This window comes from Roseovarius mucosus DSM 17069, assembly GCF_000768555.3.
Taxonomy (GTDB): Bacteria; Pseudomonadota; Alphaproteobacteria; order Rhodobacterales; family Rhodobacteraceae; genus Roseovarius; species Roseovarius mucosus.
This window is the reverse complement of record NZ_KN293978.2, coordinates 230,370-246,742: the sequence shown is the minus strand read 5'-3', so window position 1 is coordinate 246,742 and position 16,373 is coordinate 230,370. Positions and strand designations below refer to the sequence as shown.

Here is a 16,373-nt window from a genome sequence, read left to right as displayed (position 1 = left end):
CGACTTTTGAGGCCCCTCAGAATGGCACATGCAGAGATCAAGACCGTGGTTCAATGGGCGCGGGGCACCGATTGGCGCCTCACGCTTCAGCATTCATGCCCGGATCACGCGTTGATCTGGATCACCCGTGGCCAGGGAATCGCCATCATCGACGGGGTACGGCGCGGCGTCGGCGTGCACAACGCGCTGGCCATCCCAGCAGGGACCATGTTTTCACTCGATCTTGGCAAGACCGGCTTTGGTCAGGTCTGCCTCTTGCCTGCGGGTGGCCCGATCCTGATGCCAGACCATGCCCAACACCTACGTATCCGCGACGTAACCGGTCAGAACGAACTCACTGCCATCCTCGAGGCAATGCAGCGCGAACAATCCGCACACCGCGATTTCATGGACGAGGCGCTCAATGCTCAGGCGCGGATGCTCACCGTCTGGCTGCGCCGCACCATGATTGCCCAAGGCCCGCAGGAACGGCCCAATTCCAGCGCCCGGTTGATGCAGGCCTACGCCGCTCTTGTGGCCCGCGATTACACCAGTGGGCGCGCCATGGCGGTCTATGCCCGCGCGCTGGGCGTGACACCCACCCATCTCACGCGCGTCTGCAAACAGGCCTCGGGCCTCACCGCCGCCGACCTTCTGACCGAACGAAGCCTGCACGCGGCCCGTGATCTGCTCGAAGCAAGCGACTTGCCGATCGGCCAAATTGCAGCGAGCCTCGGGTTTGGCAGCGCCGCCTATTTCTCGCGCTTTATACTGCAACACACGGGCCTCACCCCCTCGGCGCTGCGACAGGCCGCGGCGACGCGCAAACCGATGGCCGCAGCACACTGATCGCAAAGGATGCCGCGCGACGGGTTGCGCTTTGAGCACGCCCATTATCTAATGGTCCAGGACCGATTGCCCCGCACTCCACGAAAGCCCCCGATGCCGCGCCAGATCCCGACCGCACCGCACCCCGCCACTCTCCGCGATGCCGAGGCGTTGCGCGCAGGCCGGATGCATCGACGCGAGTTTCTGACGCGCGCCACAGCCCTCGGGCTCAGTGCCTCTGCGGCCTATGCTCTTGGCGGTCTCACACCCCCCGCCAAGGCCCAGACCACACCGACCCAAGGCGGCACCCTGCGCATTCAGCAGAATGTGAAACCTCTCACCGATCCGCGCAGCTATGACTGGAGCGAACTTGGCAATCAGACCCGTGGATTCCTGGAATATCTCGTTGAATATCAGAGCGATGGCACCTTTACAGGCATTTTGCTCGACCGCTGGCAGGTGAATGAGGATGCCACCCGCTATCTCCTCCATCTGCGCGCCGACGTGACCTGGAACAATGGCGATCCCTTCACCGCACAGGATGTCGCCCGCAACATCGCACGCTGGTGCGACACCACGGCCGAGCGCAATTCCATGGCCGGACGCTTCGCCGGGCTGATCGACCCCGACACCGGACAGGCGCGCGCGGGGGCCATCACCGTGCTCGACGATCTCACCCTCGTGCTCAGCCTCTCGCAACCCGACATTTCGGTCATCGCCAATATGGCCGACTATCCCGCTGCCATCGTGCATAATAGCTATGAGGGCGGCGATCCCTTTCTCAATGGCATCGGCACGGGCCCGTTTCGCCCCGTCAGCCTCGTGCCGGGGGAACGGTGCGTGCTCGAACGCCATCCCGATCACCGCTGGTGGGGGACCGACGTATTCGGCGGGCCCTATCTGGACCGCGTCGAATTCATCGACCTCGGCCTCAACCCCTCGGCGTGGCTCGGGGCTGCGGAACGCGGCGAGATCGACCTTCTCTATGAAACCGTCGGTGATTTCATCGACGCCATGGATGGCATCGGCTGGACCCGCACCCGCACCGAAACTGCCGCCACCACCGTCATTCGCGCATCGCAAACTGCACGTGTCGTTGGCACCAACCCCTATCTCAACCGTGACATTCGCCGCGCCATGGCGCTCGCCGTCGATAACGCGATCTGTCTTGAACTGGGCTATGACGGGCGCGGCACTGTGGCCGCCAATCACCACGTCAGCCCGATCCACCCCGCCTATGCCGATATCGGCCCCGCCCCTTATGACCCAACCGAGGCGCGCGCCATCGTAGAGGCGGCAGGCCTTCGCGGCTTTGAACATGAGCTTGTGACCGTGGATGATGAATGGCAGCGCAACACCGGCGATGCGGTCGCCGCGCAGTTGCGCGACGCTGGCCTAACCGTGCGCCGCCGCATCCTGCCCGGCCCGGACTTCTGGGCCAATTGGCGCGAGTTTCCCTTTTCCGCGACCCAGTGGAACCACCGCCCGCTTGACGTGCAGGTGCTCAGCCTCGCCTATCGCTCCAACGCCGCCTGGAACGAGAGCGGCTTTGCCAATGAGGAATTCGACACACTGCTCAACGAGGCCAACCGCCTCAGCGACCCAGACCGTCGCCGCCCGGTCATGGCCCGTCTGCAAACCATCCTGCGCGACGAGGGCGTGATCATCCAGCCCTACTGGCGCGCGCTCTTCAATCACCACAACGGACAAGTGGTCAACGCCGAAAAGCATCCCGCCAACGAAATTCACCTCTACAAGATCGGATTTGCCGCCTGATCCCGCGCGGACTCAGCTTCCCAGGATCACCTTGACGTAATTGCGCGTCTCTTCATAGGGCGGCACGCCTCCGTGTTTTGTCACGGCGCCCGGCCCCGCATTATAGGCCGCCAGCGCCAGCCGCCACGACCCAAAGGTGCGATACTGCTCCGCCAGATAGCGCGCGCCGCCCTCGAGGTTCTCGCGCGGATCATGCGGGTTGACCCCCAGATTGCGCGCGGTCTCGGGCATCAACTGCGCCAACCCAATCGCCCCCTTGTGCGACCGCGCATCCGCCCGCCAGCCCGACTCCTGCTGCACCAGCCGCAGGAACAGGTCCTCGGGCACCTGATAGCGCCGCGCCGCCTGCTTTGCCATGTCGAGATAGGGCCCGCGATAGACACCCCGGAAAACCGGGCTCAGATCATCCCACATCGTTGGCGTCTTGACCCGCTCCGGCTGAAGCCGCACCGAATTGTTGTATTGCTGACGCGCGCGGGTATCGAGAACCTTGGTCTGAGATTTGAAAAGGCTAACCCGGCTCTTGCTCGAGAGCACATCCGCCTCCGCAAAACTCGGCACAACCAGCCCAAAGGCCACAAGCGCGCTTGCGATCCACCGCATTCCTGTCCTGCCCCCATCCGTCTATCTGGCCGCATTATAGGCAATTCGACACGGAATTCGAGACTTCTTTTGCCGCTTTGCCCCGCATCGGCAGGTTTCGTCGCATTTAACGACAATTTTTAACCTTTCCTTCACGCCGATGCGGTGGTGTAACCGTCAGACGCGAACCACGGCATGATTCAAGGAGGGCGCGATGTCCGGCTCTGTCAACAAAGTAATTCTCATCGGCAATCTGGGCCGCGACCCCGAGGTCCGGACGTTTCAGAACGGCGGCAAGGTCTGTAACCTGCGCATCGCCACCTCCGAAACATGGAAGGACCGCAACACCGGCGAACGCCGCGAGCGTACCGAATGGCACACCGTCGCCATCTTCTCCGAAGGGCTGGTGCGCGTGGCCGAACAGTATCTGCGCAAGGGCTCCAAGGTCTATCTCGAAGGCAAACTGCAGACCCGCAAATGGCAGGATCAATCCGGTCAGGACAAATACAGCACCGAAATCGTTCTTCAGGGCTTTGACGCAACCCTCGTCATGCTGGATGGCCGTGGCGAAGGCGGGGCCTCCGGCGGTGGCGGCGGCAGCTATGGCAGCGGTCAGGATCAGGGCTACGGCGGCGACTATGGCGGCGATTACGGCTCTGCCCCGGCGCCCGCGTCAGGTGGCGGCGGTGCCCGACCCTCTCGCGACATGGATGACGACATCCCGTTCTGAAGCCCGAGCTTTAACGCGCCCTTAACGGTCCCTGCGCTCTGATCGGGCGCATGGACCTGTACCTCTGCGATCCCTCCCCGCCCCCCGGCATGGCCCCGCTGCATCAGCAGCCGCACTATGCTCGCGCGCTCCGCGCATTAGGGGTCACCGTAGAGACCATTCGCGCCACGCAAGGCGGCCAATCGATCGCTCAGGCGCAGGTGGTGCGCCGCCGCCTTGGCCCACTCTCCTTCACATGGATGCCGCGCGGTCCGATCTGGGCATCGGATCTACCTGGTCCTGACTGCGATGCCTTTCTCCGCGCATTGCCCCAGACCCTGCCCGGTGGCGCCTGGCTGGCCAATGCCGCCAGCGCAGACGAGGGCGATTGCCTCGCCCGCCATGGCTACCGCGCGCTCATCCCCGGTCAGACACTGGCCAACCTCGATCTTCGCCCGCCGCGCGCCGCACGGCTCGCCGCCCAACACGGCAAATGGCGCAACCGCCTGCGCCATGCTCAGGGCGCGGGGCTGATCCTCCATGAATCCGCATTCGATCCCGCCACGCACCGGGATCTGCTCAGCCAAGAGGTCGCGCAACAGCGCGCGCGCCGATACCGCGCCCTGCCCGCGGCCTTTACGCTGGCCTATGCCGCGCAAAACCCAGGGGCCGCGCGGATCTGGTCGGCGCAGCACTGCGGGCAGCATGTGGCGCATCTGCTGATCCTCACCCATGGCGACACTGCCACCTATCACATCGGGTGGACCGGCCCGGAGGGACGTCGTCGCTCGGCGCACACACTCCTTCTCTGGCAGGCCGCCAATGCCCTGGCGGATCGCGGCATTGCGCGGCTCGATCTCGGCCCCGCAGATACCACGCACGCTCCGGGCCTTGCACGCTTCAAGCTGGGCAGCGGTGCCTTGGCACAACGCCTCGGTCCGAGTATGCTGGCGCTGCCCCGTGTTACCCCCCTGTTCCCAAAGCGACACAACCACGCGGCATGATCCAACCTCAGGGGCGCTTTGCCTCTGGTCTTTCCGCGTCGCGGCGTATAGGGCGCAGGCGAACAATGTCAGGACAGCTACACCCCATGGATCTGCGCAATATCGCTATCATCGCCCACGTCGACCACGGCAAAACCACGCTCGTCGACCAATTGCTGAAACAATCCGGCGCTTTTCGCGCCAATCAGGCCGTGGACGAACGCGCCATGGACAGCAACGATCTGGAACGCGAGCGCGGCATCACCATCTTCGCCAAACCCACCAGCGTCCTCTATAAAAAGACGCGCATCAACATCGTCGATACCCCCGGCCACGCCGATTTCGGCGGCGAGGTCGAGCGTATCCTGTCCATGGTCGATGGGGTTGTCCTTCTGGTCGACGCCGCCGAAGGCCCGATGCCGCAAACGAAATTCGTGACCTCCAAGGCGCTCCGCCTCGGGTTGCGTCCCATCGTCGTGCTCAACAAGGTCGACAAACCCGATGCCGAACCCGACCGCGCGCTGAACGAATGTTTCGATCTCTTCGCCTCGCTCGATGCCAATGACGATCAGCTCGACTTCCCGCATATGTATGCCTCGGGCCGCGCCGGCTGGGCCGATCACGAGCTTGAGGGCCCGCGCAAGGATCTCTCCGCGCTGTTCGAACTGATCGTGAACCATGTGCCTGCGCCGAAACAACTCGCGCATGTCGACGAGGATTTCCGCATGTTGGCCACCACGCTCGGGGCCGATCCCTTTGTCGGTCGCCTGCTCACGGGCCGTGTCGAATCGGGCCGCCTCAAGGTGGGTCAGACCGTGCAGGCCCTCAGCCGCATTGGCCAGAAAATCGAACAATTCCGCGTAACCCGGATTCAGGCCTTCCGCGGCCTCTCCAGCCAGGACATCGAAGAGGCCACTGCCGGTGATATCGTCAGCCTCGCAGGCATGTCCAAGGCGACCGTCGCGGATACAATCTGCGCCCTCGCGGTCGAGGAACCGATCGAGGCGCAGCCGATTGATCCGCCCACCATCACCGTCACCTTCGGCATCAACGACAGCCCGCTTGCCGGACGCGAAGGCAAAAAAGTCCAGAGCCGGGTGATCCGCGAACGCCTGATGAAAGAGGCCGAATCGAACGTCGCCATCAAAGTGACCGACACACCGGGCGGCGACGCCTTCGAGGTGGCCGGGCGCGGCGAATTGCAGATGGGCGTGCTGATCGAGAACATGCGCCGCGAAGGTTTTGAGCTCAGCATCTCCCGCCCGCAAGTTCTCATGCGCGAAGGCGACAAGGGCGAGCGGCTGGAGCCGATCGAAGAAGTCACCATCGACGTGGACGACGAATACACCGGCGCCGTGATCGAAAAGATCACTGGCCCCCGCCGCGGCGATCTGGTCGAAATGAAACCCTCGGGCGCGGGCAAGACCCGCATCATCGCCCATGTGCCCTCGCGCGGCCTCATCGGCTATCATGGCGAATTCCTCACCGACACGCGGGGCACGGGCGTGCTCAACCGGGTGTTCCATTCTTGGGCCCCGCACCGCGGCCCGATCCCCGGTCGGCGCGCCGGCGTGCTCATTTCGATGGAGAATGGCGAGGCTGTCGCCTATGCCCTCTGGAACCTCGAAGAGCGGGGCCGCATGTTCCTTGGCGCACAGGCCAAGGTCTATACCGGCATGATCATCGGCGAGCATAGCCGCGACAACGACCTCGAGGTGAACCCCCTCAAGGGCAAGAAGTTGACCAACGTCCGCGCCTCCGGCACAGACGAGGCCGTGCGCCTGACCACGCCAATCACCATGAGCCTGGAAGAGGCCATCGCCTATATCGACGATGATGAATTGGTCGAGGTGACACCGCAGTCGATCCGCCTGCGCAAACGCTATCTCGACCCGCATGAGCGCAAGCGCATGTCGAAAAAGGACTGACACCAATCGCCCCGGCCCTCGTGCCGGGGCTTTTGCTTTCAGGGGGCAATCATAGAGCGGCCCACGGGGATCAGCCCGTATGGACCCCGCCGCGTCACGATGATCTCGCCCGATCCCACACCAAGACCGGTAAGCGCCGTGATATTGACCTGATGGGTTACGATCAGCACCCGCGCAGCGTCTGGCAGCGCCTCGATCATCCGCAATGTCGCTTCGGTTTGCCCCTCGGCATCGCCCCAACCTGCATAAAAGGAATCGAGCGGTGGCTGTTCCACCACCCGCCCCATATCCATCAACCGCGCCGTGTCACGCGCCCGGCACCAGCGGCTTGACCAGACGTGATCAAACGCCACCCCCGCGGCCCGCAATGCCGCCCCGGTCTCTCGTGCCTGCGCCCGCCCCCGCGCATCCAGATTGCGCTGCGTCGCACAATCGCCCAATTGAAACGCCGCAGGATCACCCGTCCCTGGCGCCAAGGCATGCCGCATCAAGGCGACGACACCCGGCGCCTTGAGCGCGGATAGCTCCGCAGCCCCGGCCAGGTTGCCCGCCACCAGCAGCCAAATTGTCAATAAAATACGCATCGCCCACTCCTGCTTCTACGCAGGACCTAGGGCCAGACGTCATCCGGTCCAGACTATTCCGTGATCTCGACGATCACCAATTCCCGCTCGGATGCGCCCCGCGCATGATCGAGCGCGGCCTGATACTCGGGGCTGTGGTAACAGGCCTCAGCATCCTCAACACTCGGGAACCGCGCCACCACATTGCGTGGACGCTCCTTGCCCTCCAACTGCACGAACCGGCCCCCACGGGCGATGAACACGCCGCCATGCTTGGCAATCGCCGGTCCGGCCAGAGCGGCATAGCGCCCATAGGCCTCGCTATCGGTCACGGTCACATGGGCAATCCAGAGGGCTGGCATCGCATAAATCTCCTGTTTTTTCAGTTAAATACCATCCACGAGGACAATATCACGCTCGCTGCTGTTCAGCGCCAGCGGCAAGATGCGCCGATAGGCGTCAGAGCCATACCACGCCAGCGCCGTCGCCCGGTCGGGGAATTCGATGATGACATGCCGGTCGGGACAATTGCCCTCCAGCACCTCTTGCGCGCCTCCCTTGACCAGAAACCGCCCGCCGAATTTCTCTGCTGTCGCTACGGTCTGGCTGGCATAGGATTGATAATCCTGCGGATTTGTCACGGTAATCCGGGCAATGATATAGGCGCTCATCCATCCTCCCCTAGGAGGTCATGACCCCCTCGATAACCCCGGTCGCCGCCGCAATCGCCGCCTCGGCCCCGTCCATGCTCGTGCCGCCGCCCTGCGCCATGTCCGGGCGGCCACCGCCGCCCTTGCCGCCCAGTTCGGCCACCGCCGCGCGCACCATCTCGACCGCCGAAATCCGGTCGGTCAAATCCTCGGTCACGCCCGCCGCCACAGCCACCTTGCCGCCGGTATCCGCAATAAGCAAGACCGCACCAGAGCCAAGCCGCGCCTTATGCTCGTCAATCAGCGGCGGCAGATCCTTGCCCTGCACCCCCGAGAGCACCTGCGCGATAACCTTGACACCGCCCACCTCAAGCGGCGCGGCACCGCCACCTTGCCCGGCCCCGCCCGACATCGCCAGCTCGCGGCGCAGTTGCGCCACCTCATTGGCCAGCGCGCGCCGCTCGTCCATCAGCGCCTTCACGCGCTCTGCCACATCCTCGGGCCGCGCCTTCAACTCCGAGGCCACCTGCCCCAGACGCGCCGCCTGCCCGCTCAGATAGTCGAACGCCGCCGCCCCGGTCAGCGCCTCGATCCGCCGCACACCGGCACTCGACGCCGAGTCGCCAAGTGCGACGAAGACACCGATATCGCCCGTGCGCCGCACATGCGTGCCGCCACACAGCTCGATCGAATAGGTCCGCCCATCGGCCCCCTTGCCCGATCCCTCGGCCTGCCCCATCGACACGACCCGCACCTCGTCGCCGTATTTCTCACCGAATAGCGCCTGCGCCCCAAGTGCCCGCGCGTCATCGGGGGTCATGATCCGCGTCTCGACCGCCGCATTCTGGCGGATATAATCGTTGACCTCGCGCTCGACCCGCTCCAACTCCTCGGCACTCAGCGCCTTGGTGTGGCTGAAATCGAACCGCAACCGATCCTCGGCATTGAGCGATCCGCGCTGCGCCACGTGCTCGCCAAGCGCACCGCGCAACGCCTCATGCAAGAGATGCGTCGCCGAGTGATTGGCCCGGATGGCGCTGCGGCGGGTGTGATCCACCTCCAACTGAGCGGCCTGCCCCGCCTTGACCTCGCCCGTTTCCACCACGGCAACATGCACGAAAACACCTGCCACTTTCTTGGTGTCGGTCACACGCACCTGGCCACTCTCGGTCTTGAGCAGGCCACTATCACCGACCTGCCCGCCGGATTCCGCGTAAAACGGCGTCTGGTTCAACACGATCTGCACTCTTTCTCCTGCGGCCGCCACGGTCACGCGCGCCCCATCACGCACCAAGGCCACGATCTGCCCCTCGGCCCGCTCCGTGTCATAGCCGAGGAAATCCGTTCCGCCTTTTTCCTCTGCAATATCGAACCACACGGCCTGATCTGCCGCCTCGCCGGTGCCGGCCCAGGCCGCCCGCGCCTTGGCCTTCTGCTCGGCCATCGCGGCGTCAAAACCGTCGGTATCCACCTCGCGCCCCTTCTCGCGCAGCGCATCCTGCGTGAGGTCGAGGGGGAAACCATAGGTGTCATAGAGCTTGAATGCCGTTGCCCCCGGCAGCGCCGCCCCCTCTTCCAGCCCTGTCACCTCTTCATCAAGCAGGCGCAATCCGCGCTCCAGCGTCTGCTTGAACCGCGTTTCTTCCAGCTTCAGTGTCTCTTCGATCATCGCCTGCGCCCGACCCAGTTCGGGGAATGCCTGCCCCATCTGCGCCACCAGCGCCGGCACCAGCCGATGCATCACAGGATCCTTCGCGCCAAGCATATGCGCATGCCGCATCGCCCGCCGCATGATCCGCCGCAGCACATAGCCGCGTCCCTCGTTCGAAGGCATCACCCCATCCGCCATCAGGAACGAGGTCGAGCGCAGGTGATCCGCGATCACCCGATGATGCACCCGGCCCGGTCCATCGGGGTCCTGGCTCGTCACATGCGCGCTCGCCTCGATCAGGCTGCGCATCAAATCGGTGTCGTAATTGTCGTGCTTGCCCTGCAAGAGCGCCCCGATCCGCTCAAGCCCCATGCCCGTGTCGATCGACTGCATGTCAAGCGCCCGCATCGAGCCATCCTCGAACCGCTCGTTCTGCATGAAGACGAGGTTCCAGATTTCGATGAACCGGTCACCATCTTCCTCGGCGCTGCCCGGAGGGCCGCCCCAGATGCTGTCGCCATGATCATAGAAAATCTCGGTGCAGGGGCCACAGGGGCCGGTCGGGCCCATCGACCAGAAATTGTCATCCGTCTTGATCCGGATGATCCGGTCATCGCTGAGGCCCGCGTATTTCTTCCAGATGCCCGCCGCCTCGTCATCGGTATGGTAAACCGTGACCAAGAGCTTGGATTTGTCGATCCCGAAATCCTTGGTCAAGAGGTCCCACGCATAGGGGATCGCCTGTTCCTTGAAATAATCGCCAAAGCTGAAATTGCCCAGCATCTCGAAAAAGGTGTGATGCCGCGCGGTATAGCCCACATTGTCCAGATCGTTATGCTTGCCACCCGCACGCACACATTTCTGGCTGGTGGTGGCGCGCACGTAATCACGATGCTCTACCCCCGTGAAACAGTTCTTGAACTGCACCATGCCGGAATTTGTGAACATCAACGTCGGATCGTTGCGCGGCACAAGCGGCGAGCTGTCGACAACACGGTGATCGTTGCGCTCGAAGAAGCTCAGAAAGGTGGAACGGATTTCATTCAGCGTGGGCATGGGCATCTCTTTCCGGGGCGTGTGTGGGCCTGCGTTCCGCTGATTTAACGGGGCCGTCCGGGCATGTCCACCGCAAGAAAAAGGCCCGGGCATCGCCCGAGCCTTTTGAGGTCTGTCACGATTTGCCCAAGCGGCGCTCAGGCTTCCATGATATCGCCGTCGTCAGAGCTATCGCTCATGTGGAAATCAAGCCCATGCGAGGCTCGGATCTTGTCCTCGATCTCAATCGCGAGGGCAGGATTGTCACGCAGAAAGGTCTTGGTATTCTCACGCCCCTGCCCAATCCGCTGGTCGCCATAGCTGTACCAGCTGCCGGATTTATCGACCACGCCGGCCTTGACCCCGAGATCAATCAATTCTCCCGTCTTGCTGATCCCCTCGCCGAACATGATGTCGAATTCAACCTGCTTGAAGGGCGGTGCCACCTTGTTCTTGACCACCTTGACGCGGGTCGAGTTGCCCACCACCTCGTCGCGATCCTTGATCGAGCCGATGCGCCGGATATCCAGACGAACGGAGCTGTAGAATTTCAGCGCATTGCCCCCGGTGGTGGTTTCAGGGCTGCCGAACATCACGCCGATCTTCATGCGGATCTGGTTGATGAAGATGACGGTGCAATTGGTGCGGCTGATCGACCCCGTGAGCTTGCGCATTGCCTGACTCATCAGACGGGCATGCACACCGACGCTGCTGTCGCCCATGTCCCCCTCAAGCTCCGATTTGGGTGTCAGGGCGGCCACGGAATCGACCACAATCATGCTCACCGCACCCGAGCGCACCAATGTATCGACGATCTCGAGTGCCTGTTCGCCCGTATCCGGTTGTGAAATCAGCAATTCGTCCAGATCAACCCCGAGCTTGCGGGCATAGACCGGATCAAGCGCATGTTCGGCATCGACAAAGGCGCAAACCCCGCCTTTCTTCTGCTCCTCCGCCACGCAATGCAGCGTGAGTGTGGTCTTGCCAGAGCTTTCGGGGCCATAAATCTCCACGATCCGCCCTTTGGGAATACCGCCGATGCCAAGGGCAATATCAAGGCCCAGCGATCCGGTCGATGTGGCCTCGATGTCCTTGATGACATTGTCGCCGCCCAGCTTCATGATCGAGCCTTTACCGAACTGTCGTTCGATCTGCGCCAGCGCGCTGTCGAGCGCCTTTTGCTTGTCCGCGTTCCGCTTGTTGTCCATCGAGAGAAGATCTGCCGTTGCCATTTGTTCAGCCCCTTATTCCACACCCTGTCACGGGCAGCAATCATTGCCTGCGTTCACCTCTTGTTCTCACCTCTATGCGGACAAAATGCGAACATTTCAAGAAAATTCTGGTGGCCCCACTTTCCGCTCGCAAGATTAACAAGTAGTTTACACAAGTCGAAACCGATGTAATTTCAGGGCGAGAGGCGCAAATGTTGGTGTTTTCCAAGGCGCGGTTGGTGCTCCTGTCGGTTCCCAAGACCGGCAGCACCGCCTATGAGACCGCCCTCGCCCCTTATGCCGCCATGGCCGTTTCGGCCCCGCCCGAGCTCAAACATGCGCCGGTGTTTCGCTACAACCGATTCTTTCGCCCGATGATCGAGCGGTTCTTTGACGGGGCGTTTGACATTGCGGCCGTGATGCGCGAACCGCGCGACTGGCTCGGGAGTTGGTATCGCTACCGGCAGCGCCCGGAGCTTGCCGGTCACGCCAACAGCACCGAGGGGCTCAGCTTCGATGACTTCGTGAGCGCCTATTGCACCGGCGAGCCGCCGCCCTGCGCACGGGTCGGCAGTCAGGCCAAGTTCCTGGAACCCCAACGCAGCGGGGCCCATGTCACCCATCTTTTCCGCTACGAGGATCAGGCGGGGCTGCGCAGCTTTCTCTCCGCCCGGCTTGGCGTGGCGGTCGAGCCCGCGCCGCTCAACCGCTCACCTGCCCTGCCACTTACCCTCTCGCCCCGAATCGAGGCGCGGTTGCAACGCAAATATGCCGCGGATTTCACGCTCTGGTCCGGGATCGGTGCAGGTGGCAACTACACGCCTCTGCCCGCCCGAGAAAAACCAGAGCCAGACGCGCAGACCTGAGCATCGCGCCCCTCCACCTCCGCCGTCAGCGTCACATCAACTGGCGCTGCACCGTCTCTGTCAATTCATTGAGCGAAAAGGGTTTGGGCAGGAACACCGACTGCGGAATACACGCCTGCCGGTCGCCGAAGGTTTCTTCGGCATAGCCTGACATGAACACAACCCGCGCCGCAGGCCGGCGCGTCAGCGCCTGCCGCACCCAGCCGGGCCCGTCGATCCCGGGCATCACCACATCGGTGACAAACACATCCACATGCAGGTCCGCATCGTCGAGGATTTCCAGCGCATCTTCGGCCGACTCCGCCTCGAGCACGGTAAAGCCACGCAGTTGCAGCGCCCGGCTGGCAAAGGCCCGCACCGGAGCCTCGTCCTCCACCAGCAGCACCACGCCACTGCCACGTGTCTCAGAGGGGGCCAGACGCGGCCCCTCATGGGGGCCACGTTCCTCGCCCGCATAGGCCGGAAACAGCAATTGAAAACAGGTGCCCTCTCCCGGCGTGCTATCCACAAAGATGAACCCGCCGGTCTGCTTGACGATGCCATAGGCGGTAGAAAGGCCAAGCCCGGTGCCCTCGCCGAGACGTTTGGTGGTAAAAAACGGCTCGAACACCTTTTGCAGCTTGTCCGGCGCGATCCCCGCGCCTTCGTCGATCACCTGCACTGAGACATAGCGCCCCGGCTGCACCACCGCCCGGTCCCGGCACAGCGGCTCGGTCAAGGTCACATTCTGGGTGACGATCCGAATATCGCCCCCCGTCGGCATCGCATCGCGCGAATTCACCACGAGGTTCATCAACACCTGTTCCAACTGTCGCTTGTCGGCGCGAATAGCCGCCAGCGTTGGATCGTGGCTGAGCGAGAGGGCGATCTTCTCCCCCACCAACCGGTTGAGCAGATGCGTGAGGTCCGCCAGGGTGTCGCGCAGATCGATCACTTCGGGGCGCAGCGTCTGCTTGCGCGAATAGGCCAGCAATTGACTGACCAAGGCGGCTGCACGGTTGGCATTCTGATTGATCTGCATGAGATCACCGAAATCGGGATCCCCCTGATCGTGCCGCAAGAGCAAGAGGTCGCAATGCCCTGAAATCGCGGTCAGGAGATTGTTGAAATCATGCGCAACCCCCCCGGCGAGTTGGCCGATCGCCTGCATCTTCTGGCTTTGGACGAATTGCGCCTCCAGCGTCTTGAGCTCGGTCGCATCGCTCAGCACCGCGATCAAAACCGGCTCCTCCGCCTCCATCGTGCGGTTCAGCGTGACCTGCACGAAGACCTCGCGGTCCTCTCGACGCACGCGCAGAAATTCGGCATGGACCGTGCCGCGCCCCGCCGCCGCATCCCCCAACCAGTCGGTGATCGACCGCCCCAACCCCTCCAGCGTATCGCCCAGGCTCAGGTCGGCCACGCTCTCAAGCCCCAGCAATTCGCGCGCGGGCCGGTTCGAGAGCTGGATCAACCCCTGCGCCGAGAGCTTCAAGAGAGGGACCGGCAAGGCATCGAAAAATGTCCAGCCGTCCGGCGCACGCGCGCCCTCCTCGACCCCGGGCAAGAGGAAAATCTCACGTCGCCCCGCCGTGCCCTCGCGCACCACCACAAGGCAGGGCGCGGGGCCGTCAGGGGTGGCGATGTCATTGACCTCACCGGGGCGCAGCGGCGGCGTGACGCAAAGCCGGTCCAACGTCCGCACCCGTTCCCCCACCAGATCACGCGCCGCAGCATTCATGAACAATACGGCGTCGCGACGGCCAAGGGTCAGCATCGGCAGGGTCTGCGCCTCGGCGTCGCGCGGGGTATGCTCGGTGGATGTCTCGATCCGCCACAGAAAATGATCGGCCCCCGAGCGATGCACGCTGATCCGCAGATGCCCGCCCCGGGTCACAAGATCCTCGACCGACGCCCCCTTGGCCAAGGCACGCGTTTCCATCCGAAAGAGAATAGGGCCGGGATTGGCCATAACCTCGCGCAGCGCCCCCGCGAGCGTGGTGGCCCGGTCCGCCGCCAATAGCCGCCGCGCGGCGGCGTTGGCATGAACGAGACGCCCTTCGACCTCGGCCAGAACAAGCGGCACCGGGTCCGCCTCGAGCATCTCCTGTGCCAGGCCCGTAACCACCTGCCGTTGCCCCGCGGCGCGCTGTTTGCTGCGTGCGTTGATCATCACGATCCACAGTGCGGCAAACCCGAGCGTGGCCCCCACCAGCCAAAGCAGCCGCTGGCCCTGTCCGGGCGGCAGCAGCAGCGCCGTGACCGCAAAGAGCACCGCCGCCAGCCCCAATATTCCCGCACGCGGGCCAAGCCGCAGCGCCGCTTGCTGAAACTGCCCCCCTGACTGCGGGAAAAACGCCACGCCGTGCCCTCGCTTCACGATTCCTGCACCCTGTCTAAGGGCCAAGAGTTAAACGAGACTTAACGGCCGCCAAAACCACACGTCAAGGTTGATGGTCCATCAAGAAACCCTTCTGAGTTGCGCAAGATAGAATCCATCTCCCGTTTCCGAGATCGGCCAATGCCGGGTATCACGCAGCACCCATTCAGAATTTTCACTTAAGAAACGATTGATAACCTCTTGGTTTTCCTCTTTTAAAACAGAGCATGTCGCATAGGCCAACAGCCCGCCCGATGCGATCAGGGATGCCGCCTCTGACAGAATCTGCCTCTGGATTTCGGTCAATTCCGTCAGCCGCGCGGGCGTCAGAGCCCATTTCGCCTCGGGGCTGCGCCGCCAGGTGCCACTGCCCGAGCAAGGCGCATCGCATAAAACCACGTCAAAGAGCCCCTCCGGCTGCGTGACAAGACACACCTCAGCCCCCGCACGCGCCGCCCGCAGGGGCAGGTCGCGCATCCGTTGCGGGGCCACGTCATGGGCAAAAAACGCACCGTCCATGCGCGCCGCCAAGGCCAGCGCTTTCCCACCGCCGCCCGCGCAATAATCCAGCACCCGCGCGCCCTCCGGCACCTCAAGCGCCTCCATTGCCGCTTGGCTGCTGCCATCCTGAAGCTCGATCCAACCCTCGGCATAGCACTGCGAGGTTGTAATTTTTCGCTCGCCTTCAATGACTTGCAGCGCGGTCTTGGCAATATCCACCGGCTGCGCAACGACGCCCTCAGCCGCCAACCGCGCCTGCGCCGCTTCGCGCGTCGCGCGCCGCGCATTCACCCGGAGCATGATCGGCGCCCGCAGGCGCAATGCGGCCGCAGCGGCCTCCGCCGTGGCCCCCAAAGACGCCTCGAACCGCGCCCAGAGCCAATCCGGCAGATCACGCGCCGCGGCCGCATCCGGCACACCCGCCACGCGCTCGGCCTCCGTCAGCCGTGCGGGCGCATGTCCCTCACCTGTGAAAAGCTCATCCGGATCAATCCCTTGCCCGCGCAAACTGCCCAGCATCAGCGCGCGCCCATCCGCGCCGCCGCCGCGCGCAGCACAAGACCGCCAACAGCGCAGCACCGAGAACACATGATCGCGCAGCGCCGCGCGGTCTTTGGACCCGGCATAGCGCGCACCCCGCGCCCAATTGGTCAGCGCCCTTTCCGCAGGCTCGCCCGCGCGGATCCGTTCCAACACCTCGATCGCGGCGGAAACCCGCGCGCCGGGAGTCATCGCACCACCTCAAGAGTGCC

Annotated in this window: 14 protein-coding genes; 6 read left to right on the top strand and 8 right to left on the bottom strand. The window is 63.7% G+C overall.

Annotated elements, in window-relative coordinates; translation table 11 throughout:
- The first annotated feature begins 21 nt into the window (after window positions 1-21).
- Both ROSMUC_RS08200 and ROSMUC_RS08195 read left to right on the top strand, forming a co-directional pair.
- Complete coding sequence (locus ROSMUC_RS08200; RefSeq protein ID WP_037271570.1) at window positions 22-828, top strand: AraC family transcriptional regulator; 807 nt, start codon at window positions 22-24, stop codon at window positions 826-828.
- Window positions 829-921: 93 nt separating this feature from the next.
- Window positions 922-2,583 (top strand): ABC transporter substrate-binding protein, encoded by a 1,662-nt coding sequence (locus ROSMUC_RS08195; RefSeq protein WP_037271568.1) that lies wholly within the window; start codon window positions 922-924, stop codon window positions 2,581-2,583.
- A gap of 12 nt (window positions 2,584-2,595) precedes the next feature.
- On the opposite strand, the gene ROSMUC_RS08190 is transcribed toward ROSMUC_RS08195, so the two are convergent.
- Window positions 2,596-3,186 (bottom strand): lytic transglycosylase domain-containing protein, encoded by a 591-nt coding sequence (locus ROSMUC_RS08190; RefSeq protein WP_037271566.1) that lies wholly within the window; start codon window positions 3,184-3,186, stop codon window positions 2,596-2,598.
- A 193-nt stretch (window positions 3,187-3,379) separates the two neighbouring features.
- On the opposite strand from ROSMUC_RS08190, the gene ROSMUC_RS08185 reads away from it, so the two are divergent.
- The 3 genes from ROSMUC_RS08185 (at window position 3,380) to typA (ending at window position 6,785) form a co-directional block, all read left to right on the top strand.
- Window positions 3,380-3,895 (top strand): single-stranded DNA-binding protein, encoded by a 516-nt coding sequence (locus ROSMUC_RS08185; protein WP_037271564.1) that lies wholly within the window; start codon window positions 3,380-3,382, stop codon window positions 3,893-3,895.
- Between the two features lie 50 nt (window positions 3,896-3,945).
- Window positions 3,946-4,878 carry a GNAT family N-acetyltransferase gene (locus ROSMUC_RS08180; protein ID WP_102105898.1) on the top strand — a complete coding sequence of 311 codons (933 nt, stop codon included), beginning with the start codon at window positions 3,946-3,948 and terminating at the stop codon, window positions 4,876-4,878.
- An 86-nt stretch (window positions 4,879-4,964) separates the two neighbouring features.
- Window positions 4,965-6,785: a translational GTPase TypA gene (typA, locus tag ROSMUC_RS08175; RefSeq protein WP_037271560.1), complete on the top strand. Its 1,821-nt coding sequence runs from the start codon at window positions 4,965-4,967 to the stop codon at window positions 6,783-6,785.
- A 38-nt stretch (window positions 6,786-6,823) separates the two neighbouring features.
- Here typA and ROSMUC_RS08170 read toward each other — a convergent pair whose 3' ends face one another.
- The 5 genes from ROSMUC_RS08170 to recA all read right to left on the bottom strand — a co-directional run bounded on the left by ROSMUC_RS08170 (window position 6,824) and on the right by recA (window position 11,916).
- Entirely contained in the window at window positions 6,824-7,369 is a 546-nt protein-coding gene (locus ROSMUC_RS08170; protein ID WP_037271558.1) for a histidine phosphatase family protein, read from the bottom strand.
- 53 nt (window positions 7,370-7,422) lie between these two features.
- Window positions 7,423-7,710, bottom strand: a complete 288-nt coding sequence (locus tag ROSMUC_RS08165) for a DUF1330 domain-containing protein (RefSeq protein WP_037271555.1) — start codon at window positions 7,708-7,710, stop codon at window positions 7,423-7,425.
- A 24-nt stretch (window positions 7,711-7,734) separates the two neighbouring features.
- A complete protein-coding gene (locus ROSMUC_RS08160) occupies window positions 7,735-8,019 on the bottom strand; it encodes a DUF1330 domain-containing protein (RefSeq protein WP_037271553.1) in 285 nt (94 codons plus the stop codon).
- A 10-nt stretch (window positions 8,020-8,029) separates the two neighbouring features.
- Window positions 8,030-10,705: an alanine--tRNA ligase gene (gene alaS, locus ROSMUC_RS08155; protein WP_037271990.1), complete on the bottom strand. Its 2,676-nt coding sequence runs from the start codon at window positions 10,703-10,705 to the stop codon at window positions 8,030-8,032.
- A gap of 137 nt (window positions 10,706-10,842) precedes the next feature.
- Window positions 10,843-11,916: a recombinase RecA gene (gene recA / locus ROSMUC_RS08150; protein ID WP_037271551.1), complete on the bottom strand. Its 1,074-nt coding sequence runs from the start codon at window positions 11,914-11,916 to the stop codon at window positions 10,843-10,845.
- 191 nt (window positions 11,917-12,107) lie between these two features.
- Here recA and ROSMUC_RS08145 point away from each other — a divergent pair, with 191 nt between their 5' ends.
- Window positions 12,108-12,761 carry a hypothetical protein gene (locus ROSMUC_RS08145; protein WP_037271548.1) on the top strand — a complete coding sequence of 218 codons (654 nt, stop codon included), beginning with the start codon at window positions 12,108-12,110 and terminating at the stop codon, window positions 12,759-12,761.
- A gap of 31 nt (window positions 12,762-12,792) precedes the next feature.
- Here ROSMUC_RS08145 and ROSMUC_RS08140 read toward each other — a convergent pair whose 3' ends face one another.
- Window positions 12,793-15,102 (bottom strand): ATP-binding protein, encoded by a 2,310-nt coding sequence (locus ROSMUC_RS08140; RefSeq protein ID WP_037271546.1) that lies wholly within the window; start codon window positions 15,100-15,102, stop codon window positions 12,793-12,795.
- Window positions 15,103-15,201: 99 nt separating this feature from the next.
- The gene (locus ROSMUC_RS08135) at window positions 15,202-16,353 is read right to left on the bottom strand and encodes an RsmB/NOP family class I SAM-dependent RNA methyltransferase (protein WP_037271544.1); all 1,152 of its coding nucleotides are present in this window, start codon (window positions 16,351-16,353) and stop codon (window positions 15,202-15,204) included.
- Between the last annotated feature and the right edge of the window lie 20 nt (window positions 16,354-16,373).